Source organism: Pseudomonas lutea (assembly GCF_000759445.1).
GTDB classification, from domain to species: domain Bacteria; phylum Pseudomonadota; class Gammaproteobacteria; order Pseudomonadales; family Pseudomonadaceae; genus Aquipseudomonas; species Aquipseudomonas lutea.
The window spans coordinates 2,236,572-2,252,973 of record NZ_JRMB01000001.1; the positions used below are offsets into that span (position 1 = coordinate 2,236,572).

General features: G+C 59.6%; 15 protein-coding genes. 2 read left to right on the forward strand and 13 right to left on the reverse strand.

Annotated elements, in window-relative coordinates:
* Positions 1-101: 101 nt before the first annotated feature.
* A complete protein-coding gene (locus tag LT42_RS09600) occupies positions 102-1,379 on the reverse strand; it encodes a serine/threonine transporter (protein WP_037011880.1) in 1,278 nt (425 codons plus the stop codon).
* Between the two features lie 358 nt (positions 1,380-1,737).
* Between LT42_RS09600 and LT42_RS09605 the strand changes: the two genes are divergently transcribed.
* Positions 1,738-2,187, forward strand: a complete 450-nt coding sequence (locus LT42_RS09605; RefSeq protein ID WP_037011883.1) for a DUF4440 domain-containing protein — start codon at positions 1,738-1,740, stop codon at positions 2,185-2,187.
* Positions 2,188-2,258: 71 nt separating this feature from the next.
* Here the strand turns inward: LT42_RS09605 and LT42_RS09610 are convergent, their stop codons facing one another.
* Positions 2,259-3,593 (reverse strand): ATP-binding protein, encoded by a 1,335-nt coding sequence (locus LT42_RS09610; RefSeq protein ID WP_037011885.1) that lies wholly within the window; start codon positions 3,591-3,593, stop codon positions 2,259-2,261.
* A complete protein-coding gene (locus LT42_RS09615; protein WP_037011887.1) occupies positions 3,590-4,273 on the reverse strand; it encodes a response regulator in 684 nt (227 codons plus the stop codon). Before LT42_RS09615 ends, LT42_RS09610 begins: the two co-directional genes overlap by 4 nt.
* A 269-nt stretch (positions 4,274-4,542) precedes the next feature.
* On the opposite strand from LT42_RS09615, the gene LT42_RS09620 reads away from it, so the two are divergent.
* A complete protein-coding gene (locus LT42_RS09620; protein ID WP_037011889.1) occupies positions 4,543-5,106 on the forward strand; it encodes a TetR/AcrR family transcriptional regulator in 564 nt (187 codons plus the stop codon).
* Between the two features lie 64 nt (positions 5,107-5,170).
* On the opposite strand, the gene fabF is transcribed toward LT42_RS09620, so the two are convergent.
* From fabF to rpsA, 10 genes are all read right to left on the reverse strand, one after another.
* The gene (gene fabF, locus LT42_RS09625; RefSeq protein WP_037013190.1) at positions 5,171-6,445 is read right to left on the reverse strand and encodes a beta-ketoacyl-ACP synthase II; all 1,275 of its coding nucleotides are present in this window, start codon (positions 6,443-6,445) and stop codon (positions 5,171-5,173) included.
* 41 nt (positions 6,446-6,486) lie between these two features.
* Positions 6,487-7,290, reverse strand: coding sequence for an SDR family NAD(P)-dependent oxidoreductase (locus tag LT42_RS09630; RefSeq protein WP_037011891.1), 804 nt, complete (start codon positions 7,288-7,290; stop codon positions 6,487-6,489).
* A gap of 170 nt (positions 7,291-7,460) precedes the next feature.
* A complete protein-coding gene (locus LT42_RS09635; RefSeq protein WP_037011893.1) occupies positions 7,461-7,796 on the reverse strand; it encodes a ComEA family DNA-binding protein in 336 nt (111 codons plus the stop codon).
* Positions 7,797-7,993: 197 nt separating this feature from the next.
* Positions 7,994-9,988, reverse strand: a complete 1,995-nt coding sequence (locus LT42_RS09640; protein ID WP_037013192.1) for a polysaccharide biosynthesis protein — start codon at positions 9,986-9,988, stop codon at positions 7,994-7,996.
* Positions 9,989-10,099: 111 nt separating this feature from the next.
* Positions 10,100-11,116, reverse strand: a complete 1,017-nt coding sequence (locus LT42_RS09645; protein WP_037011895.1) for an MraY family glycosyltransferase — start codon at positions 11,114-11,116, stop codon at positions 10,100-10,102.
* Positions 11,113-12,081 (reverse strand): UDP-glucose 4-epimerase family protein, encoded by a 969-nt coding sequence (locus LT42_RS09650; protein ID WP_037011896.1) that lies wholly within the window; start codon positions 12,079-12,081, stop codon positions 11,113-11,115. The genes LT42_RS09645 and LT42_RS09650 overlap by 4 nt, the downstream gene beginning before the upstream one ends.
* Before the next feature lie 123 nt (positions 12,082-12,204).
* Positions 12,205-13,578 (reverse strand): phosphohexomutase domain-containing protein, encoded by a 1,374-nt coding sequence (locus LT42_RS09655; protein ID WP_037011897.1) that lies wholly within the window; start codon positions 13,576-13,578, stop codon positions 12,205-12,207.
* 193 nt (positions 13,579-13,771) lie between these two features.
* Positions 13,772-14,011, reverse strand: a complete 240-nt coding sequence (locus tag LT42_RS09660; protein ID WP_037011899.1) for a lipopolysaccharide assembly protein LapA domain-containing protein — start codon at positions 14,009-14,011, stop codon at positions 13,772-13,774.
* A 17-nt stretch (positions 14,012-14,028) separates the two neighbouring features.
* Complete coding sequence (ihfB, locus tag LT42_RS09665) at positions 14,029-14,328, reverse strand: integration host factor subunit beta (protein ID WP_037011901.1); 300 nt, start codon at positions 14,326-14,328, stop codon at positions 14,029-14,031.
* A 270-nt stretch (positions 14,329-14,598) separates the two neighbouring features.
* Positions 14,599-16,290 (reverse strand): 30S ribosomal protein S1, encoded by a 1,692-nt coding sequence (gene rpsA / locus LT42_RS09670; RefSeq protein ID WP_037011903.1) that lies wholly within the window; start codon positions 16,288-16,290, stop codon positions 14,599-14,601.
* Positions 16,291-16,402: the final 112 nt, after the last annotated feature.

A 16,402-nucleotide genomic window follows, 5' to 3' on the forward strand; every position in this document is an offset into this window, starting at 1 on the left:
GCGCCAGCCCGCAGTATCTCGTCGCTCGCTCCGCACGAGCCGCCTTCCAGGCCGGCGAGACCTTGCGTTGCGGGTCAGCCAACTTCGTGAGATATCGACTTTTACTGCAGCAGCGAATACACCAGCGCCGAAATCGAGATCAAGCCGATCACCACCACGAATACGTTCGACAGCTTGCCTGCGTATCGGCGCATGGCCGGCACCTTGCGCACGGCGTACATCGGCATCAGAAACAGCAAGGCGGCAATCACCGGCCCGCCAAGGGTTTCGATCATGCCCAGAATGCTCGGATTGAGCGTTGCCACCAGCCAGCAGACGACCAGCATGAAACCTGCGGTCAGACGATCAAGCGTGCGCGGCGAAGGCCGACGGCCGGTCTTCACCACCAGGCCCTTGAGGCCCTCGCTGGCCCCGATGTAGTGCCCCAGAAACGACTTGGTGATCGCCACGAACGCAATCAGCGGTGCGGCGAAGGCAATGGTCGGGTTGCTGAAATGGTTGGCCAGATAAGACAGGATCGACAGGTTCTGCGCCTTGGCTTCGGCCAATTGCTCCGGGGTCAGGGTCAGCACGCAGCTAAAGACAAAAAACAGCACCATCACGACCATCAACCCATGAGCGCGGGCGAGGATCTGCGCGCTGCGGGGTTCGGCCTGCTCGCCGTACTGACGCTTCTGATCCACGGCAAATGCCGAAATGATCGGCGAGTGATTGAACGAGAACACCATAACCGGGATGGCCAGCCAGAGCGTATGCAGCAGCGCCGACGGCCCCGGAAAGCTGCTGGCCGTGCTGAGAATGCCGCCGTTCCAGTGCGGGATGAGGAACACAGCGAGGAACAGTAGAGCCACGATAAAGGGGTACACCATCAGGCTCATCGCCTTGACGATGATCTGCTCCCCGCAGCGCACCACCGCCAGCAGACCGAGGATGAGCACAAACGCCAGCAGCGCGCGTGGCGGCGGCTGCACATGCAGTTGGTGCTCCAGGAAGCTGCCGACGGTGTTCGTCAGCGCCACGCTGTAGATCAGCAGGATCGGGAACACGGCGAAGAAATACAGCAGCGTGATCAGGGCGCCGGCTTTTTTACCGAAGTGCTGCTCGACCACCTCGGTAATGTCTGCGCCATCCCGGCCCGAGAGTACGAAGCGGGTCAGCCCGCGGTGCGCATAAAACGTCATCGGGAACGCCAGCAGGGCCAGAATCAACAGCGGCCAGAAGCCGCCGATCCCTGCGTTGATCGGCAAGAACAAGGTGCCCGCGCCGATGGCGGTGCCAAACAGCCCGAGCATCCAGGTGGTGTCATTGCGATTCCAGGAGGTGACGCTCACGGGTGCAGCATCGACAGTCTGTTCGACACTGTTGGCCTGATCATTCATCCGGTCGATTCTCCGTTGCCGGTCATAGCTACATGGTCAACGACGCTGCCGAAAAAACATCGCGGTCTGCGTCCCTGACCGATTCTCTACAGGGAAAGGGGCGCGATTGTCCGGGATTAGGAAGCAGAATCAAAGGCTTGTCGGACCAAAAGTCCGGACAGCGCCGAGAGGAGCGCCAGAAACGGCACGACTTCCACCCTCACGGAGAAACCTTTATTACTGGGTACTAAAGACATTTCCCACACGCGGATCGCAACTTCCAGCGACCTGAAATTTGTTGTAATTCCACGGCAGTAGAACAGTTCCACACCTGTGCACTAGGCTCTCGATTCAAACAACCGCCCATGGAAGGCAACTTATGAAGAAGATTCCCGCTGTTATTGCACTGCTCCTTATTTCCACACCGGTACTGGCAAACACATCCTCTTCGCAGTGCGCGATGCTGGACGCAGAACAGGCAAGAAACTTGTTTGAACGCTGGAACACCTCACTGCAAACCGGCGACCCAGCCAAGGTGGCCGCCAATTACACCGCAGACGCAGTCCTGCTGCCGACCCTCTCCAATCAGCCGAGAACTAATCTGAGCGGTAAACTTGATTATTTCAATTACTTTCTGAAAAGCGGCCCGATCGGCACCCTGGACAGCAGCACGCTGATTACCAGTTGCAACAGTGCAACCGACACCGGCACTTACACGTTCCGCTTCCGCGACATGCCTGAAGTCAATGCGCGTTATACCTTTACTTATGCGCGAATTGGCGGCGAATGGCTCATCACTTCCCATCATTCCTCGGCCATGCCTGAGTAAAAGTTTCTCGGACAAACAGTCGGCTGACATCCTGACGTCAGCCGACCTGACTTTCAGACATTTCCCACACGTCACTCCCCTGCGACATCGGGCCGCAACGGCATGCTCAACTCCACCCGCAAACCGTCGCGGCGGCTGTCAAAGCGTAGCGAGCACGCACAGCGCTGGACGATGGCCTGAACAATGGCCAGGCCCAGCCCCGCGCCGGGGCTGTTGCCGTTGCGCCAAAAGCGCTGGGTGAGCTTGTCCAGGTCCGGCTCCGGAATCCCGGGACCATAGTCGCGAACACGAAAATGCACCTGCTCGTCGAAGGTTTCGACGCTGAGTTCCACTTGCGCAGCGGCCTGACTGTGACGCAGCGCGTTGTCCAGCAAATTGCGCAACGCAGCCACCGCCAGCGCCGCGGGCATTTGCACGGCAGCAGTGGACAGCCGCGACGGCAAAATAAGCTGGATGCGTTGTTCGTCGCCATGACTGGCGTCGTGAATGGCCAGCCGCGCGACCTCCTCGGCAGTGCACTGCACACCGTCATCAAACGACAGACTGCCCTCCACCCGCGCCAACAACAGCAATTGCTCAAGGGTGCGGTGCATACGGTCAGCGCCCTCCTCCGCATGCGCCAGCGCCGTATCGCGCTTGTCGCCCTCGGTCATGCGCGCCACTTGAAGATGGGTTTTGATGGCCGTGAGCGGGCTCCGCAGCTCATGGGCAGCGTCGCCCGTCAGCCTGCGTTCGCGCTCCAGGGTCTGGGCGATGCGCTGAAACAATTGGTTCTGACTCGTCAGCAGTGGCTGCAACTCGCTGGGCAGATTGGGCACATCGAGCGGCTCGACCGAGTCGGCGCTGTGTCGATTGAGCGCATCGCGCATGCGGTTGAGCGGCGCCAGCCCCCGACCGATGCCAAACCAGACCAGCGCCAGGCTGCCAAACAGCGCGACCAGCACCGGCACTGACGCAGCCAGCAAAACCGAATGGCCCAGCACATCGCGTTCGATCTGGCGGTCAGCGGTGCTCACCCGCACGTTGCCGTGCATCATCGTGTAAACCCGCCAGTGGTCGCCGTCGATCATCTGGTCGTGAAAGCCGCTGGCGTCAGCCTTGAGTGGCTCGCTCGGCGAGCTGTCGGTCCGGGCAAGCACTTGCCCGCGCAGGGAGCTCAACTGACACGCCATGCCGCTGGGCAATGCCGGATCGTCGGCCCGCAGCGATCGGGCGTCAGTGCCAGTCGGCATCTGCACCTGTTCGAGCAGCCCTGCCACCATCCGCGCAGACGCCTCGAGCCGCTGATCAAGCGACTGCATCATTTGCGTGCGCAAGTCGCGCAGCATCCAGGCGGCGGCCAACACCCAGATCACAATGAACGCCGAGCCAAGAATCAGGCTGAGCCGTGTCCTCAGGCTCATCATGCTGCAGGACCCGAATCAGGACCGGCCGGCCCGAGGCGATAACCCAGGCCACGGACGGTTTCTATAATGCCGCCGCCCAATTTTCGGCGCAGATGATGAATGTGAACGTTGAGCGCGTTGCTTTCCACTTCGTCGCCGAAGCCATAGATGCAGTCCTTCAACTGCTCGCCGGAAAGAACCCGACCGCTGTTGTTCAAGAGCGCCTGCAGCAATGCCTGCTCGCGCCGCGACAGATCGACCGGCTGGCCTGCGAGTCGCGTTTCCCGGCTGCTCGGGTCATAGCTGAGCACGCCATGCTCGATCACGTTGACGCTGCGCCCGGCCATGCGTCGCACCAGCGTGTGCAGGCGTGCGCTGAGCTCGCGCAGGTCGAAGGGCTTGAGCAGGTAGTCGTCCGCGCCGGCCTGCAAGCCATCCACGCGATCTGTGACGGTATCGCGCGCGGTCAGAATCAGCACCGGCAGCTCAACGCCCTCCTGGCGCAACTGACGCAGCAGCTTCAGCCCATCCTGATCGGGCAGGCCCAGGTCCAGAATCATGACGTCGAAATGCGCGGCGGACAGCATGGCCCGAGCGGACGAGGCGGTGGCGACACGATCCACCGTGAAGCCCTGGGCATCGAGCCCGGCAACAATGCCGCTGGCAATCAGGTCGTCGTCTTCACAAAGCAGTACGTGCATGGGTCGGCCCCAAAAAAACCGATTGGAGCGCAATCGGATTAACGGCGGATTATGCACGAGCCCAGCCGGTCACCGCGCACCCAGTGTCGGTGACCTACCGGTCATCACCGCCTTCCGACCCCGGCTCATACCCACCGAAATCGGATGACCACCGCCGCTGCCTTCTGATCGGTGGCGACAAGGGTAATGACAGCGCTACTGCAGTAGCGAGCCATACGTGTAAAAATGTCGACCACCATTTCAAGCGCCACCGTCGGGAGGCTCGTTTCATGCGTTACGCCGAAGATCACAAAGCCCAGACCCACCAGCGCATTCTGCATGAGGCGGCCGCGCGCTTTCGTCGTGACGGCATCGGCGCCACCGGTCTGCAGCCGCTGATGAAGGCGCTGGGTCTGACCCACGGTGGTTTTTACGCCCACTTCAAATCCAAGGACGATCTGGTCGAAAAATCACTGCGCTGCGCCGTGGATCAACTGCACGCTGCACGCGCCGAGAAACTGGCTGAAGACAGCTCCACCAAGGCCTTCATCGACATGTACCTGTCGATTGCTCATCGCGACCATCCGGAACAGGGCTGCCCACTGCCCACCATGGCCTCCGAGCTGGGCCAGCGTGGGCAGCCGAGCGAGATTACCGACGAACTGATGCAGCGCATGCTGGCAACACTTGAAGCCGGGATGCCGGCCAATGACCAGAGCAGCGACAAGAGCGTGATGCTCATGTCCGGCCTGGTGGGGGCAATGGTGCTGGCCCGCAGCGCGAAAGACCCGGCACTGGCCGAGCGAATCCTGCAGACCACCCGCGAGCAGCTCAAGGCTCTGGCCGAAGGCTGATACCCACCTCCTGCTGCCTGCTCCCTGCCCTTTGCTGCAGGGAACCGGCATCTTCAGCAACGTCTCAGGGATGCCAGCGACGGAACAGCACGCTGGCGTTTACACCGCCGAAACCGAAGCCGTTCGACAGTGCATATTCGATCTGCATCGGGCGTGCTTCACCGTGAACGATGTCGATACCCTCCGCCGCCTCGTCCGGGTTCTCCAGATTGAGCGTCATGGGGGCGATCTGATCGCGTATGGCCAATGCCGTGAAAATCGCCTCAATGCCGCCGGCTGCGCCGAGCAGGTGTCCGGTCGCCGATTTGGTTGAGGTCACCGCCACGCCATTCTGATCACCAAACACGGTTTTGATCGCCGCCATTTCACCCTTGTCGCCCACTGGCGTAGACGTCGCATGGGCATTGACGTGCTGGATATCGGCGGGCTGAATACCGGCCTGACGAATCGCCGCCTGCATTGCCCGACGCGCGCCGCTGCCGTCTTCAGGCCCGGCGGTCAGGTGATAAGCGTCTGCGCTGGTGCCATAGCCCACCAGCTCGACAATCGGCGTGGCACCCCGTGCGAGCGCATGCTCCAGCGTCTCGATGACGATGATCCCCGCGCCCTCGCCCATGACAAACCCGTCGCGATCACGGTCGAAAGGCCGCGAAGCACGCGCAGGCGTCTCGTTAAAGCCGCTGGACAGCGCCCGTGCAGCAGCGAACCCGCCCAGGGCGACGCGATCGATACAGGCCTCGGCACCGCCGCAGATGGCCACGTCTGCTTCACCGTTGCGGATCAACCGCGCGGCATCGCCAATGGCCTGGACACCGGCGGCACAGGCAGTCACCGGCGCGCCAAGCGGGCCTTTGAAGCCATGCCGGATCGACACATGGCCGGCCGCCAGATTGACCAGGAACGACGGGATGGTAAAGGGCGACAACCGCCGCGGCCCCCGTGTGTCGGTGATGCGGACGGCCTCGGCGATAGCACCGAATCCGCCGACACCCGCACCGATGATGGTCGCGGTACGTTCGCGCTCTTCTTCGGTCGATGGCGCCCAGCCCGCCTGAGATACAGCCTCCTGCGCGGCGCCCAGCGCAAACAGAATAAAGCGGTCCATCTTCTTCTGCTCTTTGGGCGGCGCGGCGGCGTCGGCGTCGAAACCGGCTTGCGGGTCCTCTTCAAGAGTGGGCACCGGACCGCCCACCTTGCCGGGTAGGTCCGCCACCGTCTGCTCGGGCAACTGCACGATGCCGGAGCGACCTTCCAGCAACCGCCGCCATACCGCCTCGACACCCGATCCCAATGGCGTTACCAGCCCCATTCCCGTCACTACGATGCGACGCTCGCTCATGCGTTCACCTTCTTTAAGCTGTTTTGCCAATGCCGACGCCATCACGCGTCCGCGGTTTTATAACGCTGCGCGGCATGCTGCAGCGACAGATTCGGGCCCAATGCCAGGCGCGCCTGGGTGAAGGCCTGCCAATCGGCAGCATCAGGCAGCGACGGAATGGTCACCAGCTCTTGCTGATCAAACCCGGCAAGGGCAGCGTCGACCATTTCGTCAACGTCCATCACCATCTCCGGCGGGAAAGCATTGATGTCCATACCCGCGCGCTCCCAGATTTCAGTCCGGGTCGCGCCGGGCATCACCGCTTGAACCCGTACGCCCTTCTCGCTTAGTTCAGTCGCTAAAGATTGGGTCAAGCTCAGTACGTAGGCCTTGCTGGCGGTGTACACCGCATTGAACCGCTCCGGCAGCATGGGCACGACGGACGCTATATTGATGATTGTCCCGTTGCCACGCGCCGCAAAACCGGCGGCTGCCGCCGATGCCAAGTGCGTCAGCGCGACAACGTTGAGCTGAATCAGGCGATCCACTTCGTTCAGATCGGCCTCGGCCAGCGGAGTGCTCGATGCCACGCCGGCGTTGTTGAGCAGCAAGGTGATTGAAGCATCCGAGCGCAGCCGTTGTTCGAGAGCGCTGACGTCATCAGGCTGAGTCAGATCGGCTTTCACGACCTCCACCTGAACCGCATGCCTGGCCCGCAGATCAGTCGCCAGGGCTTCCAGCCGTGCCTGGTCGCGCGCAACCAGTATCAGATCGAATCCGCGCTGCGCCAGGCGGTCCGCGTAGGTGAAACCGATACCGGACGATGCGCCGGTGATTACAGCCTTGCCTTGGGTCTGAGTGCTCATGAACGTTCTCCGTGGATAGTGAGGTTAGCTGCGGAGGGATATTACGCTCGTAATTTAAAAAATAATATGTCGGTCGACATTTTTATATTTGTTAGCTTGATAGCGAAAATTGTGGGCAGGCGGACGCAAAAAAAAGGCCGATCTGAGATCGGCCTTTTGCTACGGGATGTTCAGTCAATGGAGAGCTTGTCGCGGTTTTTGTCCAGGAGCGCCTTGCCGATGCCCTTGACTTCGATTAACTCGTCGACCGCCGTAAAGCCGCCATGTTCTTCACGGTACGCGACGATTGCGTTGGCCTTGGCGGCACCGACGCCGGACAGTTCTTTCTGGAGGATTTCCGCGCTGGCCGAGTTGAGATTGACCTTGGCACTCTGCCCGACTGGTGGGGCGGCGATGGCGGATTTGCTGACCTCTGCCGAAGGAACAGCAGCGGGCGCGGCCGTCACGGCGAGGGAAGTGCTCGCCAGCAATGCGAAGATCAGTGAGGACAGGTAAGAAGTACGCATAAGTCATGCTCCATGGGCATCGTAAGTGGAAGCAGCATTCCTGAGCTGCTTCCCAAACCTAGCCGATGGCGGCGCTGCGTCAACGCAGGGATCGGTGACCGGATATGTACGTCACCGAGAGGCCTTTCAGCCCGGGCCCTGTCGCCTTGATGCGGTTCGGAACCACTGAGTAAGCAAAGGTTTCGCGGGTCCGCCGATCACGGCTCTCGACGGCGCTGTTGATGAATCCAGTCGACAATTTCGCCCTCGGGCGCATAACCGCTGACGGTGTCGGCGAGAATTTGCCGAACCCGGTCATAGTCGTCATCGTCCAGCGCCTTGACCAACTGCGACAGGCTTTGCTTGAACACGTCCCACGACAGGAAGTCTTCCTGTGCACTCATGATCATCGGGTGACGAGTCGCTGCCACGTTGTTGCCAATCAGCAGCTCCTCGTACAGCTTCTCGCCGGGACGCAGGCCGGTGAACTCGATGGCGATATCGCCCTGTGGGTTGTGTTCGGAGCGAATGCTCAAGCCCGACAGGTGCACCATCTTTTCGGCCAGCTCGATGATGCGCACGGGCTCGCCCATGTCGAGCACGAATACGTCGCCGCCCTGCCCCATTGAGCCGGCCTGAATGACCAGTTGCGCCGCCTCGGGGATGGTCATGAAATAACGGGTGATTTTCGGATGCGTCACCGTCAGCGGCCCACCCGATTTTATCTGCTGGTGAAACAGCGGGATCACCGAGCCGGACGAACCCAGCACGTTGCCGAAACGCACCATGATGAACCGGGTCTTGTTGACCTGATGCACATTGGAGCGGTCGCCGAACATGACCGGCGCCGTCTCGCGGCTCAGCGCTTGCAACGTCAGTTCGGCCAGGCGCTTGGTGCTGCCCATGACATTGGTCGGGCGCACCGCCTTGTCGGTGGAGATCAGCACAAAGTTGGCCACACCCGCCTGCAATGCAGCCTGGGCGGCGTTGAGCGTGCCCACAACGTTATTGAACACGCCCTCGGCGATGTTGTGCTCGACCATCGGCACGTGTTTGTACGCCGCAGCGTGGTAGACGGTGTTGACCTGCCAGGTCTTCATCACATCCAGCAACTTGGCGTGGTTGCGGATCGAGCCGAGAATCGGCAGCACCTTGACCTTGAGCGACTCACGGGCAACACGCCGCTCCAGCTCCGTGAGGATCGTGTAGAGGTTGAATTCACTGTGGTCGAGCAGCAACAACGTGGTTGGCTTGAGCAGCAGTATCTGCCGGCACAGCTCCGAGCCAATCGAACCGCCCGCCCCGGTCACCAGCACGCACTGGTTCTTGATGCAGTGTTCGAGCAGTTCCTCCTGCGCAGGCACCGCGTCACGCCCCAGCAGGTCGGCAATGTCGACCTCCTGCAGATCGTCGACTTTCACGCGACCCGCCGCCAGGTCAGAGAAGTTCGGAACGCTGCGAACGTGCAGCGGGAAGCCCTCCAAAAAGCCGAGGATTTCCCTGCGGCGCGCCCGCGCGGACGACGGGATGGCCAGCAGAATCTCCTGCGCACCCGTGACATCGATCATTTGCTGAATGTGCTTGGGCTTGTAGACCTGCAGGCCCGAAATCACTCGATTGGAGATCGAGTCATCGTCATCGATAAACGCGACTGGGCGCATGGACCGCCCCATGCGCAACGCCGCCACCAGTTGGTTCCCTGCAGCGCCGGCCCCATAGATCGCCACTTTGGGCAGGCCATCGTCGCGGGTTGCAAAGGGCACATGACGGGCGGCGGAGAACCAGTCGCCGAGAAAGTACTGTCGCATGGCCAGGCGAAGACCGCCGATCATCACCATGCTCAGCCACCAGTAATTGAACATGACCGAGCGCGGCACGACATGCTGATGGTTACTGTAGAGGTAGACCACGATGCCGAGAATCAACGCCGAGAGGCTGACCGCCTTGATGATCGCAATCAGCGCGTCATTGCCGAAGTAGCGCATCACCGCACGGTACATGCCGAAACGGATGAACAAGGGGATCGCTACCACTGGCGCGCTTGCGAACAGCCAGGTGTGGATTTCAAGAGGATTGATGAGGTCATCGATGCCCAGACGCACCACAAACGCCATCCACAACGCGAACCAGATCAGACAGACGTCTGCGGCGACCTGCATGATCCGCTTGTGCCGGCGAGGCAAGGCCAGCAACGAAGTGCGTAGTTTTTCCATCATCCCCTCAGACACGCGTTCATGGTCCTTTCAGTCGACCCCTATGACGGCTATTGATTCCTGCCCCGCATGAGAACCGTGGTCGTCACCGTCAGCGCAGGCAGCTCGCACTCAGCTCTTTTCCAGCGCTCCAGCCTTGAAGACGAAGGCCAGAACAAGCAACGGAGCATAAGCAATGATCACGCCGAGGGCACCGTCGAGCCCGAACCGGGCGACACCCACCGCGACCGGCAACAGCCAGCAGAGATTGATTACACCGACTGCGGACGTCACCGGAAGGTGCTTGCCAAATCGTCGCGAGGCGAATTGATAAGCATGACTTCTGTGAGCCTCATAGACCTTGTCGCCCCGAATGAGCCGACGGATGAGGGTTACTGTAGCGTCTACGATGAAAACCCCGAGGAGAATAAGCCATACCCACAAGAACTGCGAGGAAATCCACGCACCCTGCAGCGACAGACAACCGAGCATGATGCCGAGGAACCCGCTACCGGCATCCCCCATGAAGATCCTGGCCGGCGGGAAATTCCAGATCAGAAAGCCGGCCACTGCGCAGGCGAGCAGGACGGGCAACCACATTAAAGTGGCAAAACCGCTCAGTGCGTAGATGATCGCCGCGCCGATGCACACGCAGATCGCCTCCACACTGGCGATCCCGTCGATACCGTCCATGAAGTTGTAAAGGTTGAGCAGCCACACCAGGTAGAAGGCCGCCAGCACGTTCACGACCAGGCCCCGAGCGAGCGTCATGCCGAACACATCGATCGCCGGAAGACCGCCCAGCCAGAACAACGCCCAGGCCGCTGCAAGGAAATGCCCCAGCAAGCGCCAGCGCGCAGCGATGTGGCCGTGATCGTCAAGAAACCCCAATGCCGCAATCAGTACACCGGCCCCGAACATGGCGAGGAATGGATCACGCGCCATCAGCCCTGAAGAAAGCATCCAGACCAGCGCAACCAGGTAACTGACCACGATGGCCACCCCGCCGCCGCGGGGCGTCGCAACGGTATGCGAGCTCCTGCCGTTTGGGATATCTAGCAGACTCTTGTGAAGCGCATAGCGTCGCAACACATGCGTCAGCGCAAATGAAAACACCCCAACAGCGACCGCGACCCACCAATAATTCATGCTCGATCCGTAACCAGAAAATGCTCGACGGTCTTCTTCAGACCGTCCTCTACCGACACGGGCGGCTGCCATTGCAGCCGTCCGCGGGTTTTGCCGATGTCCACGCGCAGCGAGCCCAACACGCGTTCAGCCGCGGATTTGCGCCCCAGCAACGTGGCGCCGAGCATGATAAGGGATTCTGGAACGGGAATGAGCCAACTCGATGCCGGCAGATGTCGCTTGAGCAGATTAGCCAGGTCACGTGTGGACAGATCCTGACCATCACTGACCAGAAATACCTCGTTGGCAGCGGCTGGATGATCCAGGCACACGCGGATGAGGTCGATCAGGTTATCAAGAGACACGAGACTGCGAGCATTGTTGACACCACCCAGCGGCAGTGGCACGCCGCGGCGCAGAGCGCGCATCAACTGCAGAAAGTTGGCTTTAACGCCAGGTCCGTAGACCAGCACCGGGCGGATGATCACGACTTCCATCGCGCTGCTTTTTGCCAGGGCCATAAGCCCCTGCTCGGCTTCGTACTTGGAGACCGCGTATGGATCGCTTGGCGCGGGTGTGTCGTCTGCATGAAAGCACTGACCACGCCCGGTCGACTCACCGTTGACCTTAATGGTGCTGATGAAGATAAAACGGCGAACACCAGCGCTGGCCGCCTGCCTGGCCAGGTTAAGCGTGCCGAGGGCATTGACCTCGCGGTACAGCGAAAGAGGGTCAGCCGCCGTGTCATGCATGACATGCACTCGCGCCGCCGCGTGGACAACCGTGTCAACGCCCTGCAGCACCGGCTGCCATTGAGTGTCGGCATCCAGCGTCGCTATCACTGCATTCGTGACGTGGGAGTCAGTGTGGGCCATCGCCTTTCTGCTGACCGCGACGGTGTGTGTGTCCGACAGACCTGCAAAGTGCTCAACCAGCGCAGTCCCCAGGAATCCGGAACTGCCCGTCACCAGGATCTTTCTGGTCATATCCGGTCCATGCGATTGTTGATTTGAGGCGAGCCCGCGCTGCCGATTGAAAGGCAGCGGAGCCATTGAAGAGGGGTTGGCCAACGGTGCTGCCGTTCAGGCAGCCGCCGTTGGACCGATGTATCACTTGCTGGCGAGCAATGCTTCGATTTCTTTGACCTTGGCTTCGACAAGGCCTGGGTCACGACGGCTTTCGACGTTCAGGCGCAGCAAAGGCTCGGTGTTCGAACCGCGCAGGTTGAAACGCCACTCGGCGAATTCAAGGCTGATGCCGTCGGTCTTGTCGATGTTCGAGCAGGACGGGGAGTAATGATCGAGGATCTTGGCGATGACGGTTTTGACGTCGTCGACCTTGTAGTTGATTTCGCCGCTGCACGGGTAAGCCGCCATGCGCTCGTCAACCAGCTGCGAGAACTTCTTGCCGGATACCGACATCAACGCAGCGACCAACAGCCAAGGGATCATGCCGCTGTCGCAGTACGCGAAATCGCGGAAGTAATGGTGTGCACTCATCTCGCCACCGTAGACAGCGTCTTCCAGGCGCATGCGCTCCTTGATGAACGCGTGACCGGTTTTGCACAGCACTGGCGTACCGCCCGCTTGCTCGACCTGGTCAATCGTGTTCCAGGTCAGTCGCGGATCGTGGATGATCTTCGAACCCGGATGTTGCTTGAGCAGCATCTCGGCCAGCAAGCCAACCAGGTAATAGCCCTCTACGAAACGACCCTGTTCGTCAAAGAAGAAGCAGCGGTCGAAGTCACCGTCCCAGGCCAGACCCAGATCGCAACCGTGCTTGAGCAGCGCGTCGCGGGTGATGCTGCGATTTTCCGGCAGCAGCGGGTTGGGTACGCCGTTCGGGAAGTTGCCATCCGGTTCCGCGTTGATGATCACCCATTCGAACGGCAGCTGGGCGCGGATAGCGTCCAGCGCAGGACCCACTGCACCGTTGCCCGGATCGGCGAGAATTTTCAACGGACGAAGCTCGGCGCCTTTGACATAGGTCAGCAGGTGCTCGATGTAAGCGGTTTTATCCGGCTTGGACTGGACACTACCGTGCTGAGCTGCAGCCTGACCGAAATCGCCTGCATCAACGCGCTGGCGAATGGCATCCAGGCCGGTATCACCGCTGATGGGACGGGACGATTTCTGCACAAGCTTCATGCCGTTATAACCCTTCGGGTTATGACTGGCGGTAACCATCACACCGCCGTCTGCGGCGTAGTGGCTTGTCGCGAAATACACTTCCTCGGTCCCACACAGGCCGATGTCAATGACATCTGCGCCAGCTTCCTGGATCCCTTTGATCAAGGCCTGAGCCAACGCCGGGCTTTCGAGACGCATGTCTCGGCCCACCACGATATTTTTGGCACCCAGCTCAACGACCATGGACCGCCCGATGCGGTACGCAATGTCGTCATCCAGATCATTGGGCACCTGACCCCGGATGTCGTAGGCCTTGAAGCAGCGAGTCTCAATAGCAGGAAAGTCCGAACTCATGTGTAGATACCTATGCGACGAAAAAAACCCGAAGGTTCCTCTGTTCAGTAAAAGCAGCTCAATGGCGAACTGCACGCAACCCTCGCGCCTGACAGCTTGAGGCGTGGGTTAGGCATTGAAAAAGAAGATTAGTTATAGAGGCGCTTGTAATTATCTTTGGCGCGAGCCGTGACAGCCGCGCGCACCGATTCTATCAGGGTAAACGTGACGCCTTGGGCTTCTTGCGCAGACGCGCGACTGAAACCAAAAGCGGGCCGATCATCATCCCCACCAACAACGCGAAGATCACCGGCACTGCAACGGGCAACTCCGGCGCATTCCAGCCGAAAAATACCAGAGCGAAGCTTTGCTGGTTTTCAAGCACAAATACGACAATCGCCGCTGCGATCAACAGGGCGATGATAATAAAGATCAGGCGTTTAAGGTTTCGCATGAGAACTCCTCAAAGAGCTATTGGAGCTCATGCTCCTCTTCTTCGTTCACCCGGTCACGGAGCTCTTTACCTGGCTTGAAGTGCGGGACGAACTTGCCGTCAAGGCTGACGGATTGTCCTGTCTTGGGATTGCGACCCACGCGGGGTGCGCGATAGTGAAGGGAAAAGCTGCCGAAGCCGCGTATTTCAATACGGTCGCCCGTCGCAAGGCACTGCGACATCTGCTCAAGCATGGTCTTGATGGCCAACTCCACATCTTTGGATGAGAGCAGTCCTTGATGGGTGACAATTCGTTCGATCAACTCCGACTTCGTCATATTTTTCCCTTCTTTTTCAAGCAGCTAGGTAAAGCGCTTTGAAGGTTTTAGCATGACCTGAGACATTTGAACAGTCTGTGTCCAGAGTTAAATGAGTCCGATTCGAAGAACTTGAGAGGCAACCTACTGAATCCCTCATCAACCGAGGTGCGAGGCAAGACTTGAGGCTGTGCGTCCACCGTTAGCGGACACTGCGCAGCCAGAAAGCAAAACCATCCGCCCACAAAAAAGGGCGACCGAAGTCGCCCTTTTTGAATGGTCAGACAGAACTTAGTTCTGCTTTTCCATTTGAGCACGCAGCAGGTCACCCAGAGTGGTAGGACCAGTGCTTTCAGCGGCTTCAGGCTTGCTACGCAGGCTCTGAATCGCTTCTTTCTCGTCTTCAACGTCTTTCGACTTGATGGACAAGCTGATCACGCGGCTCTTGCGGTCAACGCTGATGATCTTGGCTTCGATCTCTTCGCCTTCTTTCAGAACGTTACGCGCGTCTTCAACGCGGTCACGGCTGATTTCGGAAGCTTTGAGGGTCGCTTCGATGTCGTCGGCCAGAGTGATGATGGCGCCTTTGGCGTCAACTTCTTTAACGATACCGCGGACGATAGCGCCTTTGTCATTGACAGTGACGTACTCGGAGAACGGATCGCTTTCCAGCTGCTTGATACCCAGCGAGATGCGCTCACGCTCTGGATCAACCGACAGGATCACGGTGTCAAGCTCGTCGCCCTTCTTGAAACGACGTACGGCTTCTTCGCCCACTTCGTTCCAGGAGATGTCGGACAGGTGAACCAGGCCGTCGATGCCGCCGTCCAGACCAATGAAGATACCGAAATCGGTAATCGACTTGATGGTGCCGGAGATCTTGTCGCCCTTGTTGAACTGGCCAGAGAAATCTTCCCACGGGTTAGATTTGCACTGCTTGATGCCCAGGGAGATACGACGACGCTCTTCGTCGATGTCCAGAACCATGACTTCCACTTCATCGCCAACCTGAACGACTTTCGAAGGGTGGATGTTCTTGTTGGTCCAGTCCATTTCGGAAACGTGTACCAGGCCTTCCACGCCTTCTTCCAGCTCTGCGAAGCAGCCGTAGTCGGTCAGGTTGGTAACGCGAGCGGTGACACGAGTGCCTTCCGGGTAACGCGCCTTGATAGCAACCCATGGGTCTTCGCCCAGTTGCTTCAGACCCAGGGAAACACGATTGCGCTCGCGATCGTACTTCAGGACCTTGACATCGATCTCGTCGCCAACGTTGACGATTTCAGATGGATGCTTGATGCGCTTCCAGGCCATGTCGGTGATGTGCAGCAGGCCATCGACGCCACCCAGATCGACGAATGCGCCGTAATCGGTGAGGTTCTTGACGATACCCTTGACCTGTTGGCCTTCCTGCAGCGATTCCAGCAGAGCTTCGCGCTCGGCGCTGTTTTCGGCTTCCAGGACACTGCGACGGGAAACGACAACGTTGTTGCGCTTCTGGTCCAGCTTGATGACCTTGAATTCCAGCTCTTTGCCTTCCAGATGCGTGGTGTCGCGCACTGGACGGACGTCAACCAGAGAACCTGGCAGGAACGCACGGATGCCGTTAACGTCGACTGTGAAGCCGCCTTTAACCTTACCGTTGATAACGCCCTTGACCACTTCTTCAGCTGCGAAAGCCGCTTCCAGAACGATCCAGCACTCTGCACGCTTGGCTTTTTCGCGGGACAGCTTGGTTTCGCCAAAGCCGTCTTCGACCGCGTCCAGCGCAACGTGGACTTCATCGCCAATCTTGATGGTCAGCTCGCCAGCATCGTTGTGGAACTGCTCCAGCGGGATGAGGCCTTCGGACTTCAGACCAGCGTGAACGGTGACCCAACCAGCCTGGTAATCGATATCGACGATGATCGCGGTGATGATCGAACCGGCCTGAAGGTTAAGGGTCTTTAGGCTTTCTTCGAAAAGTTCAGCAAAGCTTTCGCTCATTTTAATTCCTGTTGATAAGGGCGAAGAAAACGCCCATCTGCCACGCTCCAGACAACGTGGGTTTCGTTCATATGAAAGAAAGCCTGCGGGACTATGACTGGTCTCCCACATG

Coding starts and splice junctions, on each gene's coding strand:
- LT42_RS09600 (WP_037011880.1), bottom strand. CDS start 1,379: ATGAATGATCAGGCCAACAGTGTCGAACAGACTGTCGATGCTGCACCC.
- LT42_RS09605 (WP_037011883.1), top strand. CDS start 1,738: ATGAAGAAGATTCCCGCTGTTATTGCACTGCTCCTTATTTCCACACCG.
- LT42_RS09610 (WP_037011885.1), bottom strand. CDS start 3,593: ATGATGAGCCTGAGGACACGGCTCAGCCTGATTCTTGGCTCGGCGTTC.
- LT42_RS09615 (WP_037011887.1), bottom strand. CDS start 4,273: ATGCACGTACTGCTTTGTGAAGACGACGACCTGATTGCCAGCGGCATT.
- LT42_RS09620 (WP_037011889.1), top strand. CDS start 4,543: ATGCGTTACGCCGAAGATCACAAAGCCCAGACCCACCAGCGCATTCTG.
- fabF (WP_037013190.1), bottom strand. CDS start 6,445: ATGAGCGAGCGTCGCATCGTAGTGACGGGAATGGGGCTGGTAACGCCA.
- LT42_RS09630 (WP_037011891.1), bottom strand. CDS start 7,290: ATGAGCACTCAGACCCAAGGCAAGGCTGTAATCACCGGCGCATCGTCC.
- LT42_RS09635 (WP_037011893.1), bottom strand. CDS start 7,796: ATGCGTACTTCTTACCTGTCCTCACTGATCTTCGCATTGCTGGCGAGC.
- LT42_RS09640 (WP_037013192.1), bottom strand. CDS start 9,988: ATGGAAAAACTACGCACTTCGTTGCTGGCCTTGCCTCGCCGGCACAAG.
- LT42_RS09645 (WP_037011895.1), bottom strand. CDS start 11,116: ATGAATTATTGGTGGGTCGCGGTCGCTGTTGGGGTGTTTTCATTTGCG.
- LT42_RS09650 (WP_037011896.1), bottom strand. CDS start 12,081: ATGACCAGAAAGATCCTGGTGACGGGCAGTTCCGGATTCCTGGGGACT.
- LT42_RS09655 (WP_037011897.1), bottom strand. CDS start 13,578: ATGAGTTCGGACTTTCCTGCTATTGAGACTCGCTGCTTCAAGGCCTAC.
- LT42_RS09660 (WP_037011899.1), bottom strand. CDS start 14,011: ATGCGAAACCTTAAACGCCTGATCTTTATTATCATCGCCCTGTTGATC.
- ihfB (WP_037011901.1), bottom strand. CDS start 14,328: ATGACGAAGTCGGAGTTGATCGAACGAATTGTCACCCATCAAGGACTG.
- rpsA (WP_037011903.1), bottom strand. CDS start 16,290: ATGAGCGAAAGCTTTGCTGAACTTTTCGAAGAAAGCCTAAAGACCCTT.